Annotated in this window: 22 protein-coding genes; 20 read left to right on the top strand and 2 right to left on the bottom strand. The window is 32.8% G+C overall.

Going from position 1 to position 26,127, the window contains the following annotated elements:
- Position 1 precedes the first annotated feature (1 nt).
- Both phnC and NSS86_RS13040 read right to left on the bottom strand, forming a co-directional pair.
- Positions 2 to 775 carry a phosphonate ABC transporter ATP-binding protein gene (phnC, locus tag NSS86_RS13035; RefSeq protein ID WP_000078092.1) on the bottom strand — a complete coding sequence of 258 codons (774 nt, stop codon included), beginning with the start codon at positions 773 to 775 and terminating at the stop codon, positions 2 to 4.
- A 194-nt stretch (positions 776 to 969) separates the two neighbouring features.
- Complete coding sequence (locus tag NSS86_RS13040) at positions 970 to 1,926, bottom strand: phosphate/phosphite/phosphonate ABC transporter substrate-binding protein (protein ID WP_000787778.1); 957 nt, start codon at positions 1,924 to 1,926, stop codon at positions 970 to 972.
- Positions 1,927 to 2,154: 228 nt separating this feature from the next.
- Between NSS86_RS13040 and NSS86_RS13045 the strand changes: the two genes are divergently transcribed.
- The 20 genes from NSS86_RS13045 (at position 2,155) to cap8O (ending at position 26,073) form a co-directional block, all read left to right on the top strand.
- Entirely contained in the window at positions 2,155 to 3,699 is a 1,545-nt protein-coding gene (locus tag NSS86_RS13045; protein ID WP_000725608.1) for a hypothetical protein, read from the top strand.
- Between the two features lie 50 nt (positions 3,700 to 3,749).
- Complete coding sequence (locus tag NSS86_RS13050) at positions 3,750 to 5,285, top strand: bifunctional UDP-sugar hydrolase/5'-nucleotidase (protein ID WP_031764527.1); 1,536 nt, start codon at positions 3,750 to 3,752, stop codon at positions 5,283 to 5,285.
- 156 nt (positions 5,286 to 5,441) lie between these two features.
- Positions 5,442 to 6,209: a hypothetical protein gene (locus NSS86_RS13055; protein ID WP_000447776.1), complete on the top strand. Its 768-nt coding sequence runs from the start codon at positions 5,442 to 5,444 to the stop codon at positions 6,207 to 6,209.
- A gap of 5 nt (positions 6,210 to 6,214) precedes the next feature.
- Positions 6,215 to 7,390, top strand: coding sequence for an XRE family transcriptional regulator (locus NSS86_RS13060; RefSeq protein ID WP_000469833.1), 1,176 nt, complete (start codon positions 6,215 to 6,217; stop codon positions 7,388 to 7,390).
- Between the two features lie 384 nt (positions 7,391 to 7,774).
- Positions 7,775 to 10,384: a bifunctional acetaldehyde-CoA/alcohol dehydrogenase gene (adhE, locus tag NSS86_RS13065; protein WP_000955781.1), complete on the top strand. Its 2,610-nt coding sequence runs from the start codon at positions 7,775 to 7,777 to the stop codon at positions 10,382 to 10,384.
- Positions 10,385 to 10,726: 342 nt separating this feature from the next.
- Positions 10,727 to 11,395 carry a capsular polysaccharide type 5/8 biosynthesis protein CapA gene (capA, locus tag NSS86_RS13070; protein WP_000446299.1) on the top strand — a complete coding sequence of 223 codons (669 nt, stop codon included), beginning with the start codon at positions 10,727 to 10,729 and terminating at the stop codon, positions 11,393 to 11,395.
- Positions 11,396 to 11,410: 15 nt separating this feature from the next.
- Positions 11,411 to 12,097 (top strand): type 8 capsular polysaccharide synthesis protein Cap8B, encoded by a 687-nt coding sequence (cap8B, locus tag NSS86_RS13075; RefSeq protein WP_339302278.1) that lies wholly within the window; start codon positions 11,411 to 11,413, stop codon positions 12,095 to 12,097.
- A 2-nt stretch (positions 12,098 to 12,099) separates the two neighbouring features.
- Positions 12,100 to 12,864, top strand: coding sequence for a type 8 capsular polysaccharide synthesis protein Cap8C (gene cap8C, locus NSS86_RS13080; RefSeq protein ID WP_000565304.1), 765 nt, complete (start codon positions 12,100 to 12,102; stop codon positions 12,862 to 12,864).
- Between the two features lie 19 nt (positions 12,865 to 12,883).
- Complete coding sequence (gene cap8D, locus NSS86_RS13085) at positions 12,884 to 14,707, top strand: type 8 capsular polysaccharide synthesis protein Cap8D (protein ID WP_000940790.1); 1,824 nt, start codon at positions 12,884 to 12,886, stop codon at positions 14,705 to 14,707.
- Positions 14,697 to 15,725, top strand: a complete 1,029-nt coding sequence (gene cap8E, locus NSS86_RS13090; protein ID WP_000459062.1) for a type 8 capsular polysaccharide synthesis protein Cap8E — start codon at positions 14,697 to 14,699, stop codon at positions 15,723 to 15,725. The genes cap8D and cap8E overlap by 11 nt, the downstream gene beginning before the upstream one ends.
- Positions 15,726 to 15,737: 12 nt before the next feature.
- Positions 15,738 to 16,847: a type 8 capsular polysaccharide synthesis protein Cap8F gene (gene cap8F / locus NSS86_RS13095; protein ID WP_001028284.1), complete on the top strand. Its 1,110-nt coding sequence runs from the start codon at positions 15,738 to 15,740 to the stop codon at positions 16,845 to 16,847.
- Between the two features lie 3 nt (positions 16,848 to 16,850).
- The gene (gene cap8G / locus NSS86_RS13100) at positions 16,851 to 17,975 is read left to right on the top strand and encodes a type 8 capsular polysaccharide synthesis protein Cap8G (protein WP_000413171.1); all 1,125 of its coding nucleotides are present in this window, start codon (positions 16,851 to 16,853) and stop codon (positions 17,973 to 17,975) included.
- A gap of 2 nt (positions 17,976 to 17,977) precedes the next feature.
- Positions 17,978 to 18,604: a CatB-related O-acetyltransferase gene (locus tag NSS86_RS13105; RefSeq protein WP_001216898.1), complete on the top strand. Its 627-nt coding sequence runs from the start codon at positions 17,978 to 17,980 to the stop codon at positions 18,602 to 18,604.
- A gap of 4 nt (positions 18,605 to 18,608) precedes the next feature.
- Entirely contained in the window at positions 18,609 to 19,718 is a 1,110-nt protein-coding gene (locus tag NSS86_RS13110; RefSeq protein WP_001221646.1) for a glycosyltransferase, read from the top strand.
- A 13-nt stretch (positions 19,719 to 19,731) separates the two neighbouring features.
- Positions 19,732 to 20,898, top strand: coding sequence for an O-antigen ligase (locus NSS86_RS13115; protein ID WP_000668175.1), 1,167 nt, complete (start codon positions 19,732 to 19,734; stop codon positions 20,896 to 20,898).
- Complete coding sequence (locus NSS86_RS13120; RefSeq protein WP_000239647.1) at positions 20,891 to 22,096, top strand: capsular polysaccharide biosynthesis protein; 1,206 nt, start codon at positions 20,891 to 20,893, stop codon at positions 22,094 to 22,096. The genes NSS86_RS13115 and NSS86_RS13120 overlap by 8 nt, the downstream gene beginning before the upstream one ends.
- Positions 22,097 to 23,302: a type 8 capsular polysaccharide synthesis protein Cap8L gene (gene cap8L, locus NSS86_RS13125; protein ID WP_001291020.1), complete on the top strand. Its 1,206-nt coding sequence runs from the start codon at positions 22,097 to 22,099 to the stop codon at positions 23,300 to 23,302. It begins immediately after the preceding gene.
- 10 nt (positions 23,303 to 23,312) lie between these two features.
- Entirely contained in the window at positions 23,313 to 23,870 is a 558-nt protein-coding gene (gene cap8M / locus NSS86_RS13130; RefSeq protein WP_000825098.1) for a type 8 capsular polysaccharide synthesis protein Cap8M, read from the top strand.
- Positions 23,870 to 24,757: a capsular polysaccharide type 5/8 biosynthesis epimerase CapN gene (gene capN / locus NSS86_RS13135; protein WP_001230679.1), complete on the top strand. Its 888-nt coding sequence runs from the start codon at positions 23,870 to 23,872 to the stop codon at positions 24,755 to 24,757. Before cap8M ends, capN begins: the two co-directional genes overlap by 1 nt.
- Before the next feature lie 53 nt (positions 24,758 to 24,810).
- Complete coding sequence (gene cap8O / locus NSS86_RS13140) at positions 24,811 to 26,073, top strand: type 8 capsular polysaccharide synthesis protein Cap8O (protein WP_000779504.1); 1,263 nt, start codon at positions 24,811 to 24,813, stop codon at positions 26,071 to 26,073.
- The last annotated feature ends 54 nt before the right edge of the window (positions 26,074 to 26,127 follow it).

The raw sequence follows: 26,127 nt of genomic DNA on the forward strand, positions 1-26,127 counted from the left end.
GTTAGTTCACTCCTAGCTTTTCATCTTCTTTAATTGTACGTCCATATATTTCACTAAATACGTCATCTGTTGCTTCAGATGCAGGACCATCATAGACAACTTCACCATCACGTAAACCAATGATGCGTGTGCCATATTCTTTTGCCAAGTCAACAAAATGTAAATTAATTAAAATTGTGATGCCTAATTCTTGGTTGATTTTTCTTAAATCATCCATAACCTGTTTCGTTGTTAATGGGTCTAATGAAGCAACTGGTTCATCTGCAAGAATAATTTCGGATTCTTGGCATAGCGCACGTGCAATAGATATACGTTGTTGTTGGCCACCTGATAATTCATCAGAGCGTTGATTATATTTATCTAAGATATTGACGCGTTCTAGTGCATCCATTGCTTTAATTTTGTCTTCTTTTGGGAATAAACCTAATACCATTTTCCAAGTAGGGTGATAACCTACACGTCCACTTAGTACATTTCGTAATACACTTGACCGTTTAACTAAATTAAAATGTTGGAAAATCATACCTATATTTCGGCGCATTTCTAATAATGCTTTACCATGGGCTTTAGTGATGGATTTGCCTTGGATGAAAATTTCACCTGACGTGATATCATGCAAACGATTTACAGATCTTAATAACGTGGATTTCCCAGCACCAGATAGTCCGACAATAACTGCAAATTCACCTTTTTCAATATTTAAGTTAATATTTTTCAAGCCTACATGACCGTTAGGATAGACTTTACTGACGTTTTTAAATTCGATTTGACTCATGTTTGACACCTTTCTTTAATAAAGAAAAGCCAAGGTAAACTGAAATATCATAGACATTGGGTTTCTGTGTACAAATGGTTTCAAATGTACAGCGACACCTTTCTATATCTGTTTCAGTTTAGCGCCTAGCTTTTCAATATTTATCTAGAATATATCTATTGAACGAAAGCTTTTAATACCAAATTCGATAATGATTATTTCATATCTTTAACTAATTTTTCGTACTCTCTTACAATGTCGAAATTTGAATCTTTCGTTTCTGTGTATCCTTCATGTGAATAAACTTCGCTAATAATTTTGTGACCTTCTTTTGATTTAGCAATGTCTATAAAAGCTTTTTTCAATTTTTCTTGGAAATCTTTTTCCATATCTGGTCTTACAGAAATTGTGTCATTCGGAATAGCTTGTGTTAATTTTAAAATTCGTGTGTCTTTAAATACATTTGGTTGGTCTTTTTTCACAGTATTACGTGCATCGTTAAATACAGCCGCAGCATCTACATCTCCATTTAATAATGAGATAACTGCTTGGTCATGACCTTTAACATTCACAATTTTCATATCTTTAGTTGCATTAATACCTGCTTCGTTTTTTAACATCGCAAGTGGGAATGTATATCCAGCAGTTGATGTTACATCTTGTAAGGCAATTTTCTTACCTTTTAAATCTTTCAAGCTTTTAATTTTTGAGTCTTTTTTAACAAGAATTTCTGATTTATAACTATCTACAAGTTCTTTACTTGCTGAACCATCTTCTTTTACACCAAAACGTTGTGCTTGTAATAATAAATCAGCTGCTTTTTGATCATGTGCTAATGTGTATGCCGTTGGTGGTAAGAAACCAACATCAACTTTTTTAGACTTCATAGCTTCAACAATTGTATTGTAGTTAGTTGATACAGACACTTTAACTGGAATTCCTAATTCTTTAGATAGTAATTTTTCTAATGGTTTTGCTTTAGCCTCTAATGTTCCAGCATTTTGCGAAGGTACAAATTGTACTGTTAATTCTTTAGGTTTGTATCCTCCTGATTTAGAATCCGAATCATTACTAGCGTTCTTTTGATTATCTAAAGAACTTGAGTTTCCACATGCTGCTGCAAAAACAATGACTGCTAACATTAATACAAATAAATACTTAAAATTTTTCATTTGATAACTGTCCCCTTCACATTCTTAATCGTGTAATATGTATGCAATGAAATTACACTTATAGCGTACCACATTTAAATGTGAAAAAGTATTTTATAAAAATGAATTTTAATAACTTTCTTTAAGAGTTTGATAAGATTTTGTAAACTTTTCGTTAAATTGCTCATGTGCAACGAATTTTTATCCTATAATTCAAGAACAAATTTATTTTAAAAGGAGCCTCACAAAATGAAAAAAATATATAAGTCATTAACTGTCTCTGCAATTGTTGCAACGGTATCATTAAGTGCTTTACCGCAATCTTTAGCTATAACGCATGAATCGCAACCTACAAAGCAACAGCGAACGGTATTATTCGATCGTTCTCATGGTCAAACAGCTGGTGCTGCAGATTGGGTTAGTGATGGTGCATTTTCAGATTATGCGGATTCAATACAAAAACAAGGTTATGACGTTAAAGCTATTGATGGTCATTCGAACATAACAGAAGCAAGTTTGAAAAGTTCCAAAATATTTGTAATTCCTGAGGCTAACATTCCTTTCAAAGAATCAGAACAGGCAGCAATTGTTAACTATGTGAAACAAGGTGGCAATGTTGTCTTTATTTCAGATCATTACAATGCTGACCGAAATTTAAATCGTATTGATTCATCGGAGGCAATGAATGGTTATCGACGTGGAGCATATGAAGATATGTCGAAAGGTATGAATGCAGAAGAAAAAAGCTCTACTGCAATGCAAGGTGTGAAAAGTTCAGATTGGTTATCTACAAACTTTGGCGTACGTTTTCGATATAATGCACTAGGTGATTTAAATACGAGCAATATTGTTTCTTCAAAAGAAAGTTTCGGTATTACTGAAGGTGTGAAATCTGTCTCTATGCATGCCGGATCGACATTAGCAATTACTAATCCAGAGAAAGCAAAAGGTATTGTGTATACACCAGAACAATTGCCAGCGAAAAGTAAATGGTCACATGCTGTAGATCAAGGTATTTATAATGGTGGCGGTAAAGCAGAAGGCCCCTATGTAGCAATTTCTAAAGTTGGAAAAGGTAAAGCAGCATTTATCGGTGATTCATCACTTGTGGAAGATAGTTCGCCCAAATATGTAAGAGAAGATAATGGAGAAAAGAAGAAAACATATGATGGTTTTAAAGAACAAGACAACGGTAAGCTATTAAATAATATAACGGCTTGGATGTCTAAAGATAGTGATGGGAAATCACTTAAGGCGAGTGGACTAACATTAGATACAAAGACTAAGTTGCTTGATTTTGAACGACCAGAGCGTTCAACTGAGCCTGAAAAAGAGCCATGGTCACAACCGCCGAGTGGTTATAAATGGTATGACCCAACAACATTTAAAGCAGGTAGTTATGGCAGTGAAAAAGGCGCGGATCCTCAGCCAAACACACCAGATGATCATACGCCACCAAATCAGAACGTAAAAATATCATTTGATATCCCGCAAAATGTTTCTGTAAATGAGCCATTTGAAGTGACAATACATTTAAAAGGATTTGAAGCAAATCAAACACTTGAAAATCTTAGAGTTGGTATTTACAAAGAAGGCGGACGTCAAATCGGACAATTTTCAAGTAAAGATAACGATTATAACCCACCAGGTTACAGTACTTTGCCAACAGTTAAAGCAGATGAAAACGGAAATGCTACAATTAAGATCAATGCTAAAGTACTTGAAAGTATGGAAGGTTCAAAGATTCGTTTAAAACTCGGTGACAAAACCTTGATTACAACAGACTTCAAATAAATATATAATAGAAATAAGAAAGATGTTTGTGATTGAAGGAGTGAGTGAGGATGTCAAACATAGCATTTTATGTCGTGAGCGACGTACATGGTTATATTTTCCCAACAGATTTTACGAGTAGAAATCAATATCAACCTATGGGATTGTTACTAGCGAATCATGTTATAGAACAAGACAGAAGGCAGTATGACCAAAGTTTTAAAATAGATAATGGTGATTTTTTGCAAGGGTCACCATTTTGTAATTACTTAATCGCGCATAGCGGCAGTAGCCAGCCTTTAGTTGATTTTTATAATCAAATGGCATTCGACTTTGGTACGCTTGGTAATCATGAATTTAATTATGGATTGCCATACTTAAAAGACACTTTACGCAGACTCAATTATCCAGTTTTGTGCGCTAATATTTATGAAAATGATAGTACATTGACTGATAACGGTGTGCAGTATTTTCAGGTTGGAGATCAAACGGTTGGTGTGATAGGTTTAACGACACAATTTATTCCCCATTGGGAACAACCAGAGCATATTCAGTCACTTACGTTTCATAGTGCTTTTGAAACACTTCAACAACACTTACCTGAAATGAAGCGACATGCAGATATCATTGTGGTTTGTTACCATGGTGGATTTGAAAAGGATTTAGAAAATGGTACGCCGACCGAAGTATTAACGGGTGAAAATGAAGGATATGCCATGTTAGAAGCGTTTTCTAAAGATATAGATATCTTTATTACGGGTCACCAACATCGACAAATTGCTGAAAGATTTAAGCAAACGGCTGTGATTCAACCTGGTACGAGAGGTACAACTGTAGGCAAAGTTGTCTTGAGTACTGATGAATATGAAAATGTATCCGTTGAATCATGTGAATTACTTCCTGTTATAGATGATTCCACATTTACTATTGATGAAGATGACCAACATTTACGAAAGCAGTTAGAGGACTGGTTAGATTACGAAATTACTACATTGCCATATGATATGACGATTAATCATGCATTTGAGGCACGTGTGGCACCGCATCCTTTTACTAATTTTATGAATTACGCTTTATTAGAAAAAAGTGACGCAGATGTTGCCTGTACAGCTTTGTTTGATTCTGCTAGTGGTTTCAAGCAAGTCGTGACGATGCGAGATGTTATTAACAATTACCCATTTCCAAATACATTTAAAGTTTTAGCTGTAAGTGGTGCCAAACTTAAAGAAGCCATTGAACGATCAGCAGAATATTTTGACGTGCAAAATGATGAAGTAAGTGTGAGCGCAGACTTCCTTGGACCCAAACCACAACACTTTAATTATGATATATATGGTGGCGTAAGTTATACCATTCATGTTGGAAGACCAAAGGGACAACGTGTGAGCAATATGATGATTCAAGGTCACACAGTTGATTTAAAGCAGACATATACAATTTGTGTAAATAATTATCGTGCAGTTGGCGGTGGTCAGTATGATATGTTTATCGACGCGCCAGTTGTGAAAGATATTCAAGTTGAAGGCGCACAATTACTTATTGATTTTTTATCAAATAATAATTTGATGCGTATCCCGCAAGTTGTTGATTTTAAAGTTGAAAAGTGACGGATATATGAAAAACTTACTTGATTTTAATCGGGTAAGTTTTTGTTTTTGTTTAAACTAACCACTCTTAAACGTCAATATACTTTAAGAAAAATGTTGATTTTACAAAAAATGAGGCTTATATTTTATATAACTTAATATTATGAAGTGATTAATTTGGAAACAATTAAACAAGAAGTAAGAGAATCTATTGTTAAAGGAATTATCGCGGGATATAAGGACTATGTTAATGAGAGAAATGAAGTCAAGAAACGTATGGTGATTAGTGATGCCTATGCCTTTACTAAATCTAATCATATTGAAAGTCAAGTTGCTAAGCATTTGGAAAATTTTGTTAAGTATATTAAAGAAAATGCTGGACCATCATGGAAGTATTTAAAGTTTATATTTAATAAAGATGAAGAGAAAAATAATATCATGTTTATATTGAAAAATGAAGATTACTTTGATGAAAAAAATGTAAGCGTAGGGAAGAGTTTAGTTGCTGATAAAAATCCAAAAAGTAAAAACTACCTAGAGGTACTTATGGCTAAGAATAGGGACATTAATTTTGGTACTGTTGGAGAAGATTTTGAAATTGGGCATCAAATGACTGCAGATAGTATATTATTTAATATAAAAGAAGGCAGTAATAGAGATATTAATTCTTATTTTTTAATTATTACATATCGTATTGATAAAGAATCAAAGCAATTAGCTGCAATCAAACAATGGTTACCAAATCCAGAAACAAATTCTGCAATTATGGTTGATGATTTGACAGAGTTAATAGAAAAAGTAATAGTAGAAAGAGAAGATTATCATATTGACGAAGAAGAGTTAGAAGTACTTAAAAACGATGGAGAGTTAGAACTCATAGATGTGGAACATGCATTTGGTATCAGTATCGATGAAGGTAACGATATGATTGAAAGTGAAAGGTGAAGTTAATGTTTATTGGCAAGAATTTAGAATACGTGAGAAAGCTTAATGCTCTAAGTAGAAAAGAATTATCAGAAAAAATAAATGTGAGTGAACAAGCAATTTGGCAATATGAAACAAAAAATATGATGCCAGAAATTAGTAAAATTTATGATATGACATCTATTTTTAATGTTAAATCTAGCTACTTTATTAGCGAGCAGCCCGAAGAGCTCCTAATAAATTCTGTCGATAAACATAGTATAGCTTTTAGAGCAAAAAATTATAAAGTATCTACGAAACTATTAAATAAGCAATATTATCAAGCAATGTATTTATCTAATTTAACTAGCTACTTATTTTCTTTTGTAACGATACCGGATAATATTATTTTATCTTTAATAAATAATTTAGATGAATTGTTGAATGGCAATTTAGAATCACTAAATAAAAAAGAAAGCATAAAAGAAATTGCTAAAGTTGTGAGGGCTAAAATTCTTCAAGATGAAAGCAACGAAGCACTATTATTTATGCTTGAAAAAGCGGGTATAGTTATATACGAAAAGCGAATTAATGATAGCATAGACGCATATAGTTTTTGGAGTAAAGATCAGACACCTTTTATTATACTGGGTACAAATAGGGGGGTAGCAGTTAGAAGGAATTTTGATCTTGCACATGAGCTGGGACATCTCGTTCTACATCGTCATATTCAATTCGACTTATTATCTCCTGAAGAATATAAGACAATTGAACATGAGGCAGATATTTTCGCCTCTGAATTTTTACTACCTGAAGAAGCGTTTAAAAAAGACTTTGATCAAATGACCAAAAAATCAAATCCTGATTATTTAGCTGTATTGAAAGAAAAATGGTATGTTTCTATACAAGCAATTGCAATGAGAGCTTATTATCTAGGCCTAATGTCTAGTACTCAGTACAGATATTTTTGGGCATCATTAAATAAAAAAGGCTATAAAAGTAAAGAGCCTTTAGACGACGTGATTGAAATGTCACGTCCTGTCAAAATGAATAGTTTATTAAAGTTGTATTTTGATAGAAATATACTGACACCACAAAAATTATTGAATTATTTAAAAGTCGATGAAACATTTTTGAATCATCTAGCAGGTATTAATTTAAAACTCTTTAAGGATTATGTTAATGAAAATAGAGAATATAATATAACGAATCTATATAAATAAGGCACCAATATTTAAAACTCGAGCTGAAAAGATCATCATTTCAGTTCGAGTTTTTTTGTGTAACATCTGTTGATAGGTAGCGACAAGGACCTTTTAATGTTGTGTTTTGTGCGATATAACAAGCTTTTTAGGCTATTAAAGAATATTCAGAATTAAATATAAAATTATGAATAAATTATGTCATTGAAAAAATTATGATTATAAAATCATTCTAAAAACACCGAAATAACAATGATTTCATGAAAACATTTATTTTAAAATTTGATATTTGTTCAAATAATATTCGAAATTAAACTTTTTTGTATAGAATTTTCTTTATATCCTGAGAGACATGTACTATAATGTTTGTGAAATAATTCACAAAGTATAAAGGAGTGGTTGTATATGTTAACTATACCTGAAAAAGAAAATCGTGGATCGAAAGAACAAGAAGTGGCAATTATGATTGATGCTCTAGCTGACAAAGGGAAAAAAGCATTAGAAGCATTATCTAAAAAGTCACAAGAAGAAATTGATCATATTGTTCATCAAATGAGCTTAGCAGCTGTTGATCAACATATGGTGCTAGCAAAATTAGCACATGAAGAAACTGGAAGAGGTATATACGAAGATAAAGCGATTAAAAATTTATACGCTTCTGAATATATATGGAATTCAATAAAAGACAATAAGACAGTAGGGATTATTGGTGAAGATAAAGAAAAAGGATTAACGTATGTAGCGGAACCAATTGGTGTTATTTGTGGTGTTACGCCAACAACAAATCCTACGTCGACAACTATTTTTAAAGCGATGATTGCAATTAAGACAGGAAATCCAATCATTTTTGCATTCCATCCAAGTGCACAAGAATCGTCGAAGCGTGCAGCAGAAGTTGTATTAGAAGCGGCAATGAAGGCAGGTGCACCTAAAGATATTATTCAGTGGATTGAAGTGCCTTCTATCGAAGCAACAAAACAATTAATGAATCACAAAGGTATTGCATTAGTTCTAGCAACAGGTGGTTCGGGCATGGTTAAGTCTGCATATTCAACTGGCAAACCGGCATTAGGTGTGGGACCAGGTAACGTGCCGTCTTACATTGAAAAAACAGCACACATTAAACGTGCAGTAAATGATATCATTGGTTCAAAAACATTTGATAATGGTATGATTTGTGCTTCTGAACAAGTTGTAGTCATTGATAAAGAAATTTATAAAGATGTTACTAATGAATTTAAAGCACATCAAGCATACTTTGTTAAAAAAGATGAATTACAACGCTTAGAAAATGCAATTATGAATGAACAAAAAACAGGTATTAAGCCTGATATTGTCGGTAAATCTGCAGTTGAAATAGCTGAATTAGCAGGTATACCTGTCCCCGAAAATACAAAACTTATCATAGCCGAAATTAGCGGTGTAGGTTCAGACTATCCGTTATCTCGTGAAAAATTATCTCCAGTATTAGCCTTAGTAAAAGCCCAATCTACAAAACAAGCATTTCAAATTTGTGAAGACACACTACATTTTGGTGGATTAGGACACACAGCCGTTATCCATACAGAAGATGAAACATTACAAAAAGATTTTGGACTAAGAATGAAAGCTTGTCGTGTACTTGTAAATACACCATCAGCGGTTGGAGGTATTGGTGATATGTATAACGAATTGATTCCGTCTTTAACATTAGGTTGTGGTTCGTACGGTAGAAACTCAATTTCACATAATGTTAGTGCGACAGATTTATTAAACATTAAAACGATTGCTAAACGACGTAATAATACTCAAATTTTCAAGGTGCCTGCTCAAATTTATTTTGAAGAAAATGCAATCATGAGTCTAACAACAATGGACAAGATTGAAAAAGTGATGATTGTCTGTGACCCTGGTATGGTAGAATTCGGTTATACAAAAACAGTTGAGAATGTATTAAGACAAAGAACGGAACAGCCTCAAATTAAAATATTTAGCGAAGTCGAACCGAACCCATCAACTAATACAGTATATAAAGGTCTGGAAATGATGGTTGATTTCCAACCAGATACAATCATTGCACTTGGTGGTGGTTCAGCGATGGATGCTGCAAAAGCAATGTGGATGTTCTTTGAACACCCTGAGACATCATTCTTCGGTGCTAAACAAAAGTTCCTAGACATCGGTAAACGTACTTATAAAATAGGCATGCCTGAAAATGCGACGTTCATTTGTATCCCTACGACATCAGGTACAGGTTCAGAAGTAACACCATTTGCAGTTATCACAGATAGTGAAACAAATGTAAAATATCCGTTGGCTGATTTTGCTTTAACACCTGACGTTGCAATTATTGACCCTCAATTTGTGATGAGTGTGCCAAAAAGCGTTACAGCAGATACAGGAATGGATGTACTAACGCATGCAATGGAATCATATGTATCTGTAATGGCTTCAGACTATACAAGAGGTTTGAGTCTACAAGCGATTAAATTGACGTTCGAATATTTAAAATCATCTGTTGAAAAGGGTGATAAAGTTTCAAGAGAGAAAATGCATAACGCATCAACTTTGGCTGGTATGGCATTTGCAAATGCATTCTTAGGCATTGCACACTCAATTGCACATAAAATTGGTGGCGAATATGGTATTCCGCATGGTAGAGCGAATGCGATATTACTACCGCATATTATCCGTTATAATGCCAAAGACCCGCAAAAACATGCATTATTCCCTAAATATGAGTTCTTCAGAGCAGATACAGATTATGCAGATATTGCCAAATTCTTAGGATTAAAAGGGAATACGACAGAAGCACTCGTAGAATCATTAGCTAAAGCTGTCTACGAATTAGGTCAATCAGTCGGAATTGAAATGAATTTGAAATCACAAGGTGTGTCTGAAGAAGAATTAAATGAATCAATTGATAGAATGGCAGAGCTCGCATTTGAAGATCAATGTACAACTGCTAATCCTAAAGAAGCACTAATCAGTGAAATCAAAGATATCATTCAAACATCATATGATTATAAGCAATAATCTATCTGATAATAATCATATAACTCACCTGAAATTACAAAAGTAAAAAATGCCACATAAACTTTAAGTCGATAATCATTTTACGGTTATCGGCTTTTATTTATTGCCAAATCTTCAGAGATACAAACTAGACAATCATTTTTTTAAATAAAGAAAATATTAAGATTGATACTCATTTCGCAAACTATTACTACTTTAGAGTATAATTATTTTTAATTTCATATAAATGAATATGCGTAAATAATGCGGTTTAAAAGTAATTAATTGTTTAAACGATATGTAATATGTAAATACTATATATATAATACCAATTTTAATGAAAATTTTTAAGGGAGGTAAATAATGGAAAGTACATTAGAATTAACAAAAATTAAAGAAGTATTACAAAAAAACTTGAAGATTTTAATTATTTTACCGCTATTATTTTTAATTATTAGCGCTATTGTTACATTTTTCGTCTTATCACCTAAATATCAAGCTAATACTCAAATCTTAGTGAATCAAACTAAGGGTGACAATCCTCAGTTTATGGCACAAGAGGTTCAAAGTAATATTCAACTTGTAAATACGTATAAAGAAATTGTTAAAAGTCCTAGAATTTTAGATGAGGTGTCAAAGGACTTAAATGATAAGTATTCACCATCTAAATTGTCGAGTATGTTGACAATTACAAACCAAGAAAATACGCAACTTATCAACATCCAAGTTAAAAGTGGTCATAAACAAGATTCGGAAAAAATTGCGAATAGCTTCGCTAAAGTTACAAGTAAACAAATTCCGAAGATTATGAGTGTGGATAACGTATCAATTTTATCTAAAGCAGACGGTACAGCAGTTAAAGTCGCACCAAAAACTGTAGTGAATCTAATCGGTGCATTCTTTTTAGGATTAGTTGTCGCGCTTATATATATCTTCTTCAAAGTAATTTTCGATAAGCGAATTAAAGATGAAGAAGATGTAGAGAAAGAATTAGGATTGCCTGTATTGGGTTCAATTCAAAAATTTAATTAAGGATGGTTGCTACTTATGTCAAAAAAGGAAAATACGACAACAACACTATTTGTATATGAAAAACCAAAATCAACAATTAGTGAAAAGTTTCGAGGTATACGTTCAAACATCATGTTTTCAAAAGCAAATGGTGAAGTAAAGCGCTTATTGGTTACTTCTGAAAAGCCTGGTGCAGGTAAAAGTACAGTTGTATCGAATGTAGTGATTACTTATGCACAAGCAGGCTATAAGACATTAGTTATTGATGGCGATATGCGTAAGCCAACACAAAACTATATTTTTAATGAGCAAAATAATAATGGACTATCAAGCTTAATCATTGGTCGAACGACTATGTCAGAAGCAATTACGTCGACAGAAATTGAAAATTTAGATTTGCTAACAGCTGGCCCTGTACCTCCAAATCCATCTGAGTTAATTGGGTCTGAAAGGTTCAAAGAATTAGTTGATCTGTTTAATAAACGTTACGACATTATTATTGTCGATACACCGCCAGTTAATACTGTGACTGATGCACAACTATATGCGCGTGCTATTAAAGATAGTCTGTTAGTAATTGATAGTGAAAAAAATGATAAAAATGAAGTTAAAAAAGCAAAAGCACTTATGGAAAAAGCAGGCAGTAACATTCTAGGTGTCATTTTGAACAAGACAAAGGTCGATAAATCTTCTAGTTATTATCACTATTATGGAGATGAATAAGTATGATTGATATTCATAACCATATATTGCCTAATATCGATGACGGTCCGACAAATGAAACAGAGATGATGGATCTTTTAAAACAAGCGACAACACAAGGTGTTACAGAAATCATTGTAACATCACATCACTTACATCCTCGATATACCACACCTATAGAAAAAGTGAAATCATGTTTAAACCATATTGAAAGCTTAGAGGAAGTACAAGCACTAAATCTAAAGTTTTATTATGGTCAGGAAATAAGAATTACCGATCAAATCCTTAATGATATTGATCGAAAAGTTATTACCGGTATTAATGATTCACGCTATTTACTAATAGAATTTCCATCAAATGAAGTTCCACACTATACTGATCAATTATTTTTCGAATTACAGAGTAAAGGCTTTGTACCGATTATTGCACATCCAGAGCGGAATAAAGCAATAAGTCAAAACCTTGACATACTATACGATTTAATTAACAAAGGTGCTTTAAGTCAAGTGACAACGGCGTCATTAGCGGGTATTTCCGGTAAAAAAATTAGAAAATTAGCAATTCAAATGATTGAAAACAATCTGACACATTTCATCGGTTCAGATGCGCATAACACAGAAATCAGACCGTTCTTAATGAAAGACTTATTTAATGATAAGAAATTACGTGATTATTATGAAGATATGAACGGATTTATTAGTAATGCGAAGTTAGTTGTTGATGATAAAAAAATTCCTAAACGAATGCCACAACAAGATTATAAACAGAAAAGATGGTTTGGGTTATAAACAGCAAATGAGGGGTTTTATGGCACATTTATCTGTGAAATTGCGGCTTTTAATACTAGCATTAATCGATTCACTGATAGTGACATTTTCAGTATTCGTAAGTTATTACATTTTAGAACCGTATTTCAAAACATATTCTGTCAAATTATTAATATTGGCAGCTATATCACTATTCATATCGCATCATATTTCAGCATTTATTTTTAATATGTATCATCGAGCGTGGGAATATGCCAGTGTGAGTGAATTGATTTTAATTGTTAAAGCTGTGACGACATCTATCGTTATTACGATGGTGGTCGTGACAATTGTTACAGGCAATAGACCGTTTTTTAGATTGTATTTAATTACTTGGATGATGCACTTGATTTTAATAGGTGGCTCAAGGTTATTTTGGCGTATTTATCGGAAATACCTTGGAGGTAAGTCATTTAATAAGAAGCCAACTTTAGTTGTTGGTGCTGGTCAAGCAGGTTCAATGCTGATTAGACAAATGTTGAAAAGTGACGAAATGAAACTTGAACCGGTATTAGCAGTCGATGATGACGAACATAAACGCAATATCACAATTACTGAGGGTGTAAAAGTCCAAGGTAAAATTGCGGATATTCCAGAACTAGTGAGGAAATATAAGATTAAAAAAATCATCATTGCAATTCCAACTATTGGTCAAGAGCGTTTGAAAGAAATTAATAATATTTGCCATATGGATGGCGTTGAGTTATTGAAAATGCCAAATATAGAAGACGTCATGTCTGGTGAGTTAGAAGTGAATCAACTGAAAAAAGTTGAAGTAGAAGATTTACTAGGCAGAGATCCTGTTGAATTAGATATGGATATGATATCAAATGAATTGACGAATAAAACTATTTTAGTTACGGGTGCAGGTGGTTCAATAGGATCAGAAATTTGTAGACAAGTTTGTAATTTCTATCCAGAACGTATTATTCTACTTGGCCATGGTGAAAACAGTATTTATTTAATCAATCGTGAATTGCGAAATCGCTTCGGAAAAAATGTTGATATCGTTCCTATTATAGCGGATGTGCAAAATAGAGCGCGTATGTTTGAAATTATGGAAACGTATAAACCATACGCAGTTTATCATGCAGCAGCACACAAGCACGTGCCGTTAATGGAAGACAACCCTGAAGAAGCAGTACATAATAATATTTTAGGTACGAAAAATACTGCTGAAGCTGCTAAAAATGCAGAGGTAAAGAAATTCGTTATGATTTCTACGGATAAAGCCGTTAATCCGCCTAATGTCATGGGAGCTTCAAAGCGAATTGCAGAAATGATTATTCAAAGTTTAAATGATGAAACGCATCGAACAAATTTTGTTGCAGTGAGATTTGGTAATGTACTTGGATCGAGAGGATCTGTGATTCCACTTTTCAAAAGTCAAATTGAAGAAGGTGGGCCAGTTACTGTGACACATCCTGAAATGACACGTTACTTTATGACAATTCCTGAAGCTTCTAGACTAGTTTTGCAGGCAGGGGCATTAGCAGAAGGTGGCGAAGTATTTGTGCTAGATATGGGAGAACCAGTGAAAATTGTAGATTTGGCACGTAATTTAATTAAGCTAAGTGGTAAAAAAGAAGACGACATACGCATTACTTATACAGGGATTAGACCCGGCGAAAAAATGTTTGAAGAGCTTATGAATAAAGATGAGGTTCATCCTGAACAAGTATTTGAAAAAATTTATCGTGGCAAAGTACAACATATGAAATGTAATGAAGTTGAAGCGATTATTCAAGACATCGTCAATGACTTTAGTAAAGAAAAAATTATTAACTATGCCAATGGCAAAAAGGGAGATAATTATGTTCGATGACAAAATTTTATTAATTACTGGGGGCACAGGATCATTCGGTAATGCTGTTATGAAACGGTTTTTAGATTCTAATATTAAAGAAATTCGTATTTTTTCACGCGATGAGAAAAAACAAGATGACATTCGAAAAAAATATAATAATTCAAAATTAAAGTTCTACATTGGTGATGTGCGTGATAGTCAAAGTGTAGAAACAGCAATGCGAGATGTTGATTACGTATTCCATGCAGCAGCTTTAAAACAAGTGCCGTCATGTGAATTCTTTCCAGTTGAGGCAGTGAAGACAAATATTATTGGTACAGAAAATGTCTTACAAAGTGCTATTCATCAAAATGTTAAAAAAGTCATATGTTTATCTACAGATAAGGCAGCGTATCCTATTAATGCTATGGGTATTTCAAAAGCAATGATGGAAAAAGTATTCGTAGCCAAATCAAGAAATATTCGTAGTGAACAAACGCTTATTTGTGGTACAAGATACGGTAATGTGATGGCTTCAAGAGGATCAGTAATACCTTTGTTTATCGACAAAATCAAAGCTGGAGAACCTTTAACGATTACAGATCCTGATATGACAAGATTTTTAATGAGCTTAGAAGATGCGGTAGAACTAGTTGTTCATGCATTTAAGCATGCAGAGACAGGAGATATTATGGTTCAAAAAGCACCAAGCTCAACGGTAGGGGATCTTGCGACCGCATTATTAGAATTGTTTGAAGCTGATAATGCAATTGAAATCATTGGTACGCGACATGGAGAGAAAAAAGCAGAAACATTGTTGACGAGAGAAGAATACGCACAATGTGAAGATATGGGTGATTATTTTAGAGTGCCGGCAGACTCCAGAGATTTAAATTATAGTAATTATGTTGAAACCGGTAACGAAAAGATTACGCAATCTTATGAATATAACTCCGATAATACACATATTTTAACGGTGGAAGAGATAAAAGAAAAACTTTTAACACTAGAATATGTTAGAAACGAATTGAATGATTATAAAGCTTCAATGAGATAGGAGAGATTGACGTTGAATATTGTAATTACAGGAGCAAAAGGTTTTGTAGGAAAAAACTTGAAAGCAGATTTAACATCAACGACAGATCATCATATTTTCGAAGTACATCGACAAACTAAAGAGGAAGAATTAGAGTCAGCATTGTTGAAAGCAGACTTTATCGTGCATTTAGCGGGTGTTAATCGACCTGAACATTACAAAGAATTCAGCTTAGGAAACGTGAGTTATTTAGATCATGTACTTGATATATTAACTAGAAATACGAAAAAGCCAGCGATATTATTATCGTCTTCAATACAAGCAACACAAGATAATCCTTATGGTGAGAGTAAGTTGCAAGGGGAACAGCTATTAAGAGAGTATGCCGAAGAGTATGGCAATACGGTTTATATTTATCGCTGGCCAAATTTATTCGGCAAGTGGTGTAAGCCGAATTATAACTCAGTGATAGCAACATTTTGTTACAAAATTGCACGTAACGAAGAGATTCAAGTTAATGATCGGAATGTTGAACTAACGCTAAACTACGTGGATGATATCGTCGCTGAAATAAAGCGTGCTATTGAAGGAACTCCAACGATTGAAAATGGTGTACCTACAGTACCAAACGTATTTAAAGTGACATTGGGAGAAATTGTAGATTTATTATACAAGTTCAAACAGTCACGTCTCGATCGAACATTGCCGAAATTAGATAACTTGTTTGAAAAAGATTTGTATAGTACGTATTTAAGCTATCTACCTAGTACAGACTTTAGTTATCCCTTACTTATGAATGTGGATGATAGGGGTTCTTTTACAGAATTTATAAAAACACCGGATCGTGGTCAAGTTTCTGTAAATATTTCTAAACCAGGTATTACTAAAGGTAATCACTGGCACCATACTAAAAACGAAAAATTTCTAGTCGTATCAGGTAAAGGGGTAATTCGTTTTAGACATGTTAATGATGATGAAATCATTGAATATTACGTTTCTGGCGATAAATTAGAAGTTGTAGACATACCAGTAGGATACACACATAATATTGAAAATTTAGGCGACACAGATATGGTAACTATTATGTGGGTGAATGAAATGTTTGATCCAAATCAGCCAGATACGTATTTCTTGGAGGTATAGCGCATGGAAAAACTGAAATTAATGACAATAGTTGGTACAAGGCCTGAAATCATTCGTTTATCATCAACGATTAAAGCATGTGATCAATATTTTAATCAGATATTAGTACACACTGGTCAAAATTATGATTATACATTGAATCAAATTTTCTTTGATGATTTGGAATTAAGACAACCGGACCACTACTTAGAGGCAGTTGGAAGTAACCTTGGAGAAACGATGGGGAATATTATTGCGAAGACATATGACGTTTTATTACGCGAACAACCAGATGCACTTTTAATTCTTGGTGATACAAATAGTTGTTTAGCAGCAGTATCTGCTAAACGATTAAAGATTCCTGTGTTCCACATGGAAGCGGGTAATAGATGCTTTGATCAGAATGTACCTGAAGAAATCAATCGTAAAATTGTTGACCATGTCAGTGATGTGAATCTACCTTATACAGAACATAGCAGACGGTATTTATTAGATGAAGGCTTCAATAAAGCGAATATCTTTGTGACAGGATCACCGATGACAGAAGTGATAGAAGCGCATCGAGATAAAATTAATCACAGTGACGTTTTAAATAAACTAGGATTAGAACCGCAACAATACATTTTAGTATCTGCGCATAGAGAAGAGAATATCGATAATGAAAAGAATTTTAAATCATTAATGAATGCGATAAATGATATTGCCAAAAAGTATAAAATGCCTGTGATTTATTCAACGCATCCAAGAAGTTGGAAGAAAATTGAAGAAAGTAAATTTGAATTTGATCCATTAGTTAAACAGTTAAAGCCATTTGGTTTCTTTGATTATAATGCATTGCAAAAAGATGCATTTGTTGTGCTATCAGATAGTGGAACATTGTCAGAAGAGTCGTCTATTTTGAAGTTCCCTGGTGTCCTTATTCGAACTTCCACAGAAAGACCGGAAGTACTAGATAAAGGTACGGTTATTGTAGGTGGTATTACCTATAACAATCTAATCCAATCCGTTGAACTAGCAAGAGAGATGCAAAACAATAACGAACCGATGATTGATGCTATTGATTATAAAGACACTAACGTTTCGACAAAGGTAGTTAAAATTATTCAAAGCTATAAAGATATTATCAATCGAAATACTTGGAGGAAATGACGATGAGGATAGCGATTGAAAAGATAATTGGTTTGCTGAAAAACCAGTCCTCTAAAGAATCGAATGTTAAGATTCATCGCTTGGCGTATATTACAAACTCAAAATTTGATGGCAATAACTATATAGATAGATGGTGTAAAATCAGGAATTCTCACATTGGTGAATACAGTTATATTGGATTTGGTAGTGATTTTAATAATGTAGAAGTAGGAAGATATTGTTCGATATCTTCGGATGTAAAAATTGGGTTAGGAAAACATCCTACACACTTTTTTAGCTCATCACCGATTTTTTATTCTAATAATAATCCATTTAACATAAAGCAAAAGTTTATAGACTTTAATGACCAACCAAGCCGTACAACAATTAAAAATGATGTGTGGATTGGTGCAAATGTAATTATTATGGATGGATTAACAATAAATACTGGTGCAGTCATAGCAGCCGGCTCAGTTGTTACTAAAAATGTAGGAGCATATGAGGTTGTTGGTGGGGTTCCTGCAAAAGTGATTAAGAAGCGATTTGACAATAAAACAATTGAAAAACTTTTGGAAAGCAAGTGGTGGGAGAAAACGCCTGACAAACTAAAAGGATTTTCGGTTGAATATTTAAATAAAAAGGATACTTAATGATATGAGAATTTTAAATATTGTATCGAGTAATATTGTTCAAGACCCAAGGGTACTTAAACAAATAGAAACAATTAAAGGCGTTACGAATGATTATAAAATTGTTGGAATGAATAATTCACAAGCTACTAATAGGCGATTGGAAAATTTAGATTGTAATTATCGTTTGTTAGGTAGCAAGGTAGATCCCAAAAATATTCTTTCTAAATTAATTAAGCGTATAAGATTTGCAACAGGTGTTATCCGAGAAATTAAAGCTTTTAAACCTGACGTGATTCATGCAAATGATTTCGACGTATTATTAATGGTCTATTTAAGCAATTATAAAAAAGCTAATATTGTTTATGATGCGCATGAAATATATGCGAAAAATGCCTTTATTAATAAAGTTCCACTTATTTCAAAGTTTGTAGAAAGTATAGAAAAACACATAGTAAAACATCGTGTTAATGCCTTCGTAACAGTAAGTCATGCAGCAAAAGAATATTATCAATCTAAAGGATATAAGAAGGAAGCGAATGTTATTACGAATGCACCTATTTTAAATGATAGCAGAGAATTTAAAGAAATCGAAAACTTTAAAGAAATCGTATATCAAGGTCAAATTGTAATGGACAGAGGATATGAAGAGTTTATTATTGCTTCATCAGCTTTTAAACAAAATGCTCCTTCATTCATAATTCGAGGGTTTGGTCCGCATGAAGAAGTGATAAAAGAACTGATTAGTTATAACTCGGAAAATATTAGGTTGGATAAACCAGTTGAAGTAAAAGAATTGGTTGATAAGTTAGCAGAAAGTAATGTTGGTGTTATCTTGACGAAACCTGTATCTATTAATTTTGAATATACAGTATCTAATAAAATTTTTGAATGTATACATGCTGGTTTACCAGTAATTTTATCTCCTGTCAAAGAGCATATTTATCTCAATGAAAAATATAAATTTGGCATTGTTTTAAAGGAAGTTACGCCGTTAGAAATTGAAAAGGCGGTTAGAAAATTAAGAGATAATCACGATTTGTTTAATCATTTACGTCAAAATGCAATTAAGGCGTCTAAAATTTTGAATTGGCAAATAGAAAGTGAACGATTAGTAGAATTATATAAATTTTAAAGAGAGGTAAACTATGAAATTTTTTGTACTTTGTGCAATTATCAGCATGAACATATTTATAGTAATCTCTACATTTACTAAAGAAGTATTAGGGTTCCCTATAGAGCCGGTGTATTACTCAACCATGGTTGGTATAGCATTAATTACTACGGTGTTTGCTATTTATAAGATAATTGTCACGCAAGAAATTCCGCGAGGGTTAATATTATTAATTGCTATATGTTTGCTTTATCTAGCTTTTTATTATTTTTCACCAGATAAGGAAGAGAAACTAGCTAAAAATAATATTCTATTCTTTTTAACATGGGCAGTTCCAGCGGCAATTAGTGGTATTTATATTAAATATATAAACAAGGCTACGGTAGAAAGATTTTTTAAATTAGTATTTTTCATATTTTCTATTTCATTTATTTTTGTAATTTTAATACCAAAACTTACAGGTGAGATACCTAGCTATATCAATTTTGGACTTATGAACTATCAAAACGCTTCGTACCTTTCAGCATTTACTGCCGGATTAGGCATTTATTTCATTATGAAAGGTTCAGTGAAACATAAGTGGATATATGTTCTATTTACAATAATTGATATCCCTATTGTGTTTATACCAGGAGGGCGTGGAGGTGCTATTTTATTAATTCTTTACGGCTTATTTGCATTTATACTTATTACGTTTAAAAGAGGAATACCTATTGCAGTAAAAAGCATTATGTATATTTTTGCATTAAGCATATCTAGTGTATTGATTTACTTTCTTTTTACAAAAGGTTCGAATACTAGAACATTTTCATATCTACAAGGTGGAACACTTAATTTAGAAGGTACTTCTGGAAGAGGACCGATTTATGAAAAAGGTATTTACTTTATTCAACAAAGTCCGTTATTAGGCTATGGGCCATTTAACTATTATAAACTAATCGGAAATATACCACATAACATCATTATTGAGTTGATTCTATCATTTGGCTTATTAGGGTTTTTTATCATAATGATTTGCATTTTGCTACTAGTTTATAAAATGATTAGGAACTATGATCCAAACACTATAGATTTACTCGTTATGTTTATAGCAATCTATCCAATCACATTATTAATGTTTAGTTCAAATTATTTAGTTGTAAGTGAATTTTGGTTTGTGTTGTTCTATTTTATTACAAAAGGACGGCGTCATCATGGTTAAGAAAGTTTTTATTATGGATAGCGTAAAGACAATAATTGGTACGTTGCTTATAGCTTTAGGATTACAATTTTTAGCTTATCCAATTATTAATCAACGAGTAGGTAATGAAGCGTTTGGTTCTATTTTAACGATTTATACAATAATAACAATCACGAGTGTTGTATTAGGCAATACGCTTAACAATATACGATTAATTAATATGAATCTATACAAATCCAATCATTACTACTGGAAATTTGTGTCGATACTTTTAATTTCAATTCTGATTGAGAGTATAGCTTTAATTATTGTATTTCTTTACTTTTTTAATTTGAACACCATCGATATTATCTTTTTAATTCTACTTAATATTTTAATGTGTTTAAGGATTTATCTGAATGTATTTTTTAGGATGACTTTAAAATATAATCAGATTTTGTATATTGCTCTTATTCAATTTTTAGGTTTGCTGATAGGACTATTTCTATATTATTTAATCCAAAACTGGATTGTTTGTTTTATTACCAGTGAATTGTTTGCAACGATATATACATTGGTTAAATTACGGGGATTAACTATAGGCGAGTATCAAAGTGAAGATAATAATGTGGTCAAAGATTATGTGATGCTACTGAGTACAAATAGCCTTAATAATTTGAATCTCTACTTAGATAGATTAATCTTATTACCAATTATAGGTGGAACAGCTGTAACTATATCATTTCTTTCAACATTTATTGGGAAAATGTTAGCTACATTTCTGTATCCGATTAATAATGTAGTACTTTCATATATTTCTGTAAATGAAAGCGACAATATAAAGAAGCAATATTTGAAAACTAATCTATTTGCTATAGCTGCACTATGTTTAGTCATGATTATATGTTATCCAATTACATTAATTATTGTCTCTTTACTGTATAACATTGATTCAAGTTTATATTCGAAGTTTATTATTTTAGGTAATATAGGTGTTTTATTCAATGCAGTGAGTATTATGATCCAAACTTTAAATACAAAACACGCATCAATAACATTACAAGCGAATTATATGACGCTTCACACGATTACATTTATATTCATAACTATTTTAATGACAATTGCGTTTGGTCTAAATGGATTCTTTTGGACAACGCTGTTCAGCAACATTATTAAGTATGTGATTTTAAATATTATAGGTTTAAAGTCTAAATTCATTAATAAAAAGGACGTCGATTAGATGAGTGAAAAAAAGATTTTGATTTTATGTCAGTATTTTTATCCGGAATATGTATCTTCTGCGACGTTACCAACTCAATTGGCGGAAGATTTAATTGCGAATCACATTAATGTCGATGTCATGTGTGGATGGCCATATGAATATAGTAATCATAAACAGGTTTCTAAAACCGAGATGCATCGTGGAATTCGCATTCGACGTCTCAAGTATTCGAGGTTTAATAACAAAAGTAAGGTTGGAAGGATCATCAATTTCTTTAGTTTATTTTCAAAATTCGTGATTAATATACCTAAAATGTTGAAATATGATCAGATTCTTGTTTACTCTAATCCACCAATCTTGCCATTAATACCAGACGTTTTACACAGACTGCTTAAGAAAAAATATTCTTTTGTGGTGTATGATATAGCACCTGATAATGCGATTAAGACAGGTGCAACTCGTCCAGGTAGCATGATTGATAAGCTGATGCGTTACATTAATAGACATGTCTACAAGAATGCTGAAAATGTCATTGTCCTTGGTACGGAAATGAAAAACTACTTACTAAATCATCAAATTTCTAAAAATGCTGACAATATCCATGTGATTCCTAACTGGTATGACATGCGTCAATTACAAGACAATCGTATCTATAATGACACATTTAAAGCTTACCGTGAGCAATACGACAAAATTTTATTGTATAGCGGTAATATGGGGCAGTTACAGGATATGGAGACACTTATCTCATTTTTAAAATTAAATAAGGATCAGCCTCAAACGTTAACAATACTTTGTGGTCATGGTAAGAAATTTGCAGATGTCAAAACGGCAATAGAAGACCATCGTATTGAAAATGTTAAAATGTTTGAGTTTTTAACAGGTACAGACTATGCTGACGTATTAAAAATTGCGGATGTATGTATTGCATCGCTGATTAAAGAAGGCGTCGGTTTAGGCGTTCCGAGCAAGAATTATGGCTACCTTGCAGCTAAGAAACCGTTGGTACTCATCATGGATAAGCAATCTGATATCGTTCAACATGTTGAACAATATGATGCGGGTATCCAAATTGATAATGGCGATGCACATGCCATTTATAACTTCATCAACACTCACTCGAGTAAGGAATTGCACGAGATGGGTGAGCGCGCACATCAACTGTTTAAAGATAAATATACGAGAGAAATTAATACTATGAAGTATTACAATCTGTTGAAGTGAGGAGATAATTATGAAGCGATTATTCGATGTAGTGAGTTCAATATATGGTTTAGTAGTTTTAAGTCCGATTCTGTTAATTACAGCATTACTAATTAAAATGGAATCACCTGGACCAGCCATTTTCAAACAAAAAAGACCGACGATTAATAATGAATTGTTTAATATTTATAAGTTTAGATCAATGAAAATAGACACACCTAATGTTGCAACTGATTTAATGGATTCAACATCGTATATAACAAAGACAGGGAAGGTCATTCGTAAGACCTCTATTGATGAATTGCCACAATTATTGAATGTTTTAAAAGGAGAAATGTCAATTGTAGGTCCTAGACCAGCGCTTTATAATCAATACGAATTAATCGAAAAACGTACAAAAGCGAACGTGCATACGATTAGACCAGGTGTGACAGGACTAGCTCAAGTGATGGGGAGAGATGATATTACTGATGATCAAAAAGTAGCGTATGATCATTATTACTTAACACATCAATCTATGATGCTTGATATGTATATCATATATAAAACAATTAAAAATATCGTTACTTCAGAAGGTGTGCATCACTAATGAGAAAAAATATTTTAATTACAGGCGTACATGGATATATCGGTAATGCTTTAAAAGATAAGCTTATTGAACAAGGACATCAAGTAGATCAAATTAATGTTAGGAATCAATTATGGAAGTCGACCTCGTTCAAAGATTATGATGTTTTAATTCATACAGCAGCTTTGGTTCACAACAATTCACCTCAAGCAAGGCTATCTGATTATATGCAAGTGAATATGTTGCTTACGAAACAATTGGCACAAAAGGCTAAAGCTGAAGACGTTAAACAATTTATTTTTATGAGTACTATGGCAGTTTATGGAAAAGAAGGTCAGGTTGGTAAATCAGATCAAATTGATACACAAACACCAATGAACCCTACGACCAACTATGGTATTTCCAAAAAGTTCGCTGAACAAGCATTACAAGAGTTGATTAGTGATTCGTTTAAAGTAGCAATTGTGAGACCACCAATGATTTATGGTGCACATTGCCCAGGAAATTTCCAACGGTTAATGCAATTGTCAAAGCGACTGCCAATCATTCCCAATATTAACAATCAGCGCAGTGCATTATATATTAAACATCTGACAGCATTTATTGATCAATTAATATCATTAGAAGTGACAGGCGTGTATCATCCTCAAGATAGTTTTTACTTTGATACATCGTCAGTAATGTATGAAATACGTCGCCAATCACATCGTAAAACGGTATTGATCAACATGCCTTCAGTGTTAAATAAGTATTTTAATAAGTTGTCGGTCTTTAGAAAATTATTCGGCAATTTAACATACAGCAATACGTTATATGAAAATAATAATGCACTTGAAGTTATTCCTGGAAAAATGTCACTTGTTATTGCGGACATCATGGATGAAACGACAACCAAAGATAAGGCATAAGTCATCTATTAAATAAAATCAACATACAAATCGTTTTATTTGGAGGTTATAGTATGAAGTTAACAGTAGTTGGCTTAGGTTATATTGGTTTACCAACATCAATTATGTTTGCAAAGCATGGCGTCGATGTGCTTGGTGTTGATATTAATCAGCAAACGATTGATAAGTTACAAAGTGGTCAAATTAGTATTGAAGAACCTGGGTTACAAGAGGTTTATGAAGAGGTACTGTCATCGGGAAAATTGAAGGTATCTACAACGCCAGAAGCATCTGATGTTTTTATCATTGCCGTTCCGACGCCGAATAATGATGATCAGTACCGGTCATGTGACATTTCGCTAGTTATGCGTGCATTAGATAGTATTTTACCATTTTTAGAAAAAGGGAATACTATTATTGTAGAGTCGACAATTGCGCCTAAAACGATGGATGATTTTGTAAAACCAGTCATTGAAAATTTAGGATTTACAATAGGTGAAGATATTTGTTTAGTGCATTGTCCAGAACGTGTACTGCCAGGAAAAATTTTAGAAGAATTAGTTCATAACAATCGTATCATTGGCGGTGTGACTAAAGCTTGTATTGAAGCGGGTAAATATGTCTATCGCACATTCGTTCAGGGAGAAATGATTGAAACAGATGCACGTACTGCTGAAATGAGTAAGCTAATGGAAAACACATATAGAGACGTGAATATTGCTTTAGCTAATGAATTAACAAAAATTTGCAATAACTTAAATATTAATGTATTAGATGTGATTGAAATGGCAAACAAACATCCGCGTGTTAATATCCATCAACCTGGTCCAGGTGTAGGCGGTCATTGTTTAGCTGTTGATCCGTACTTTATTATTGCTAAAGACCCTGAAAATGCAAAGTTAATTCAAACTGGACGTGAAATTAATAATTCAATGCCGGCCTATGTTGTTGATACAACGAAGCAAATCATCAAAGCGTTGAGCGGGAATAAAGTCACAGTATTTGGTTTAACTTATAAAGGTGATGTTGATGATATAAGAGAATCGCCAGCATTTGATATTTATGAGCTATTAAATCAAGAACCAGACATAGAAGTATGTGCTTATGATCCACATGTTGAATTAGATTTTGTGGAACATGATATGTCACATGCTGTCAAAGACGCATCGCTAGTATTGATTTTAAGTGACCACTCAGAATTTAAAAATTTATCGGACAGTCATTTTGATAAAATGAAGCATAAAGTGATTTTTGATACAAAAAATGTTGTGAAATCATCATTTGAAGATGTATCGTATTATAATTATGGCAATATATTTAATTTTATCGACAAATAAAATGTGTCAAACTAGGGCATACATGATTAAGGAAAGATAAGCTGTCATGTGTTT

Source organism: Staphylococcus sp. FSL W8-0056, assembly GCF_037963075.1.
GTDB classification, from domain to species: domain Bacteria; phylum Bacillota; class Bacilli; order Staphylococcales; family Staphylococcaceae; genus Staphylococcus; species Staphylococcus aureus.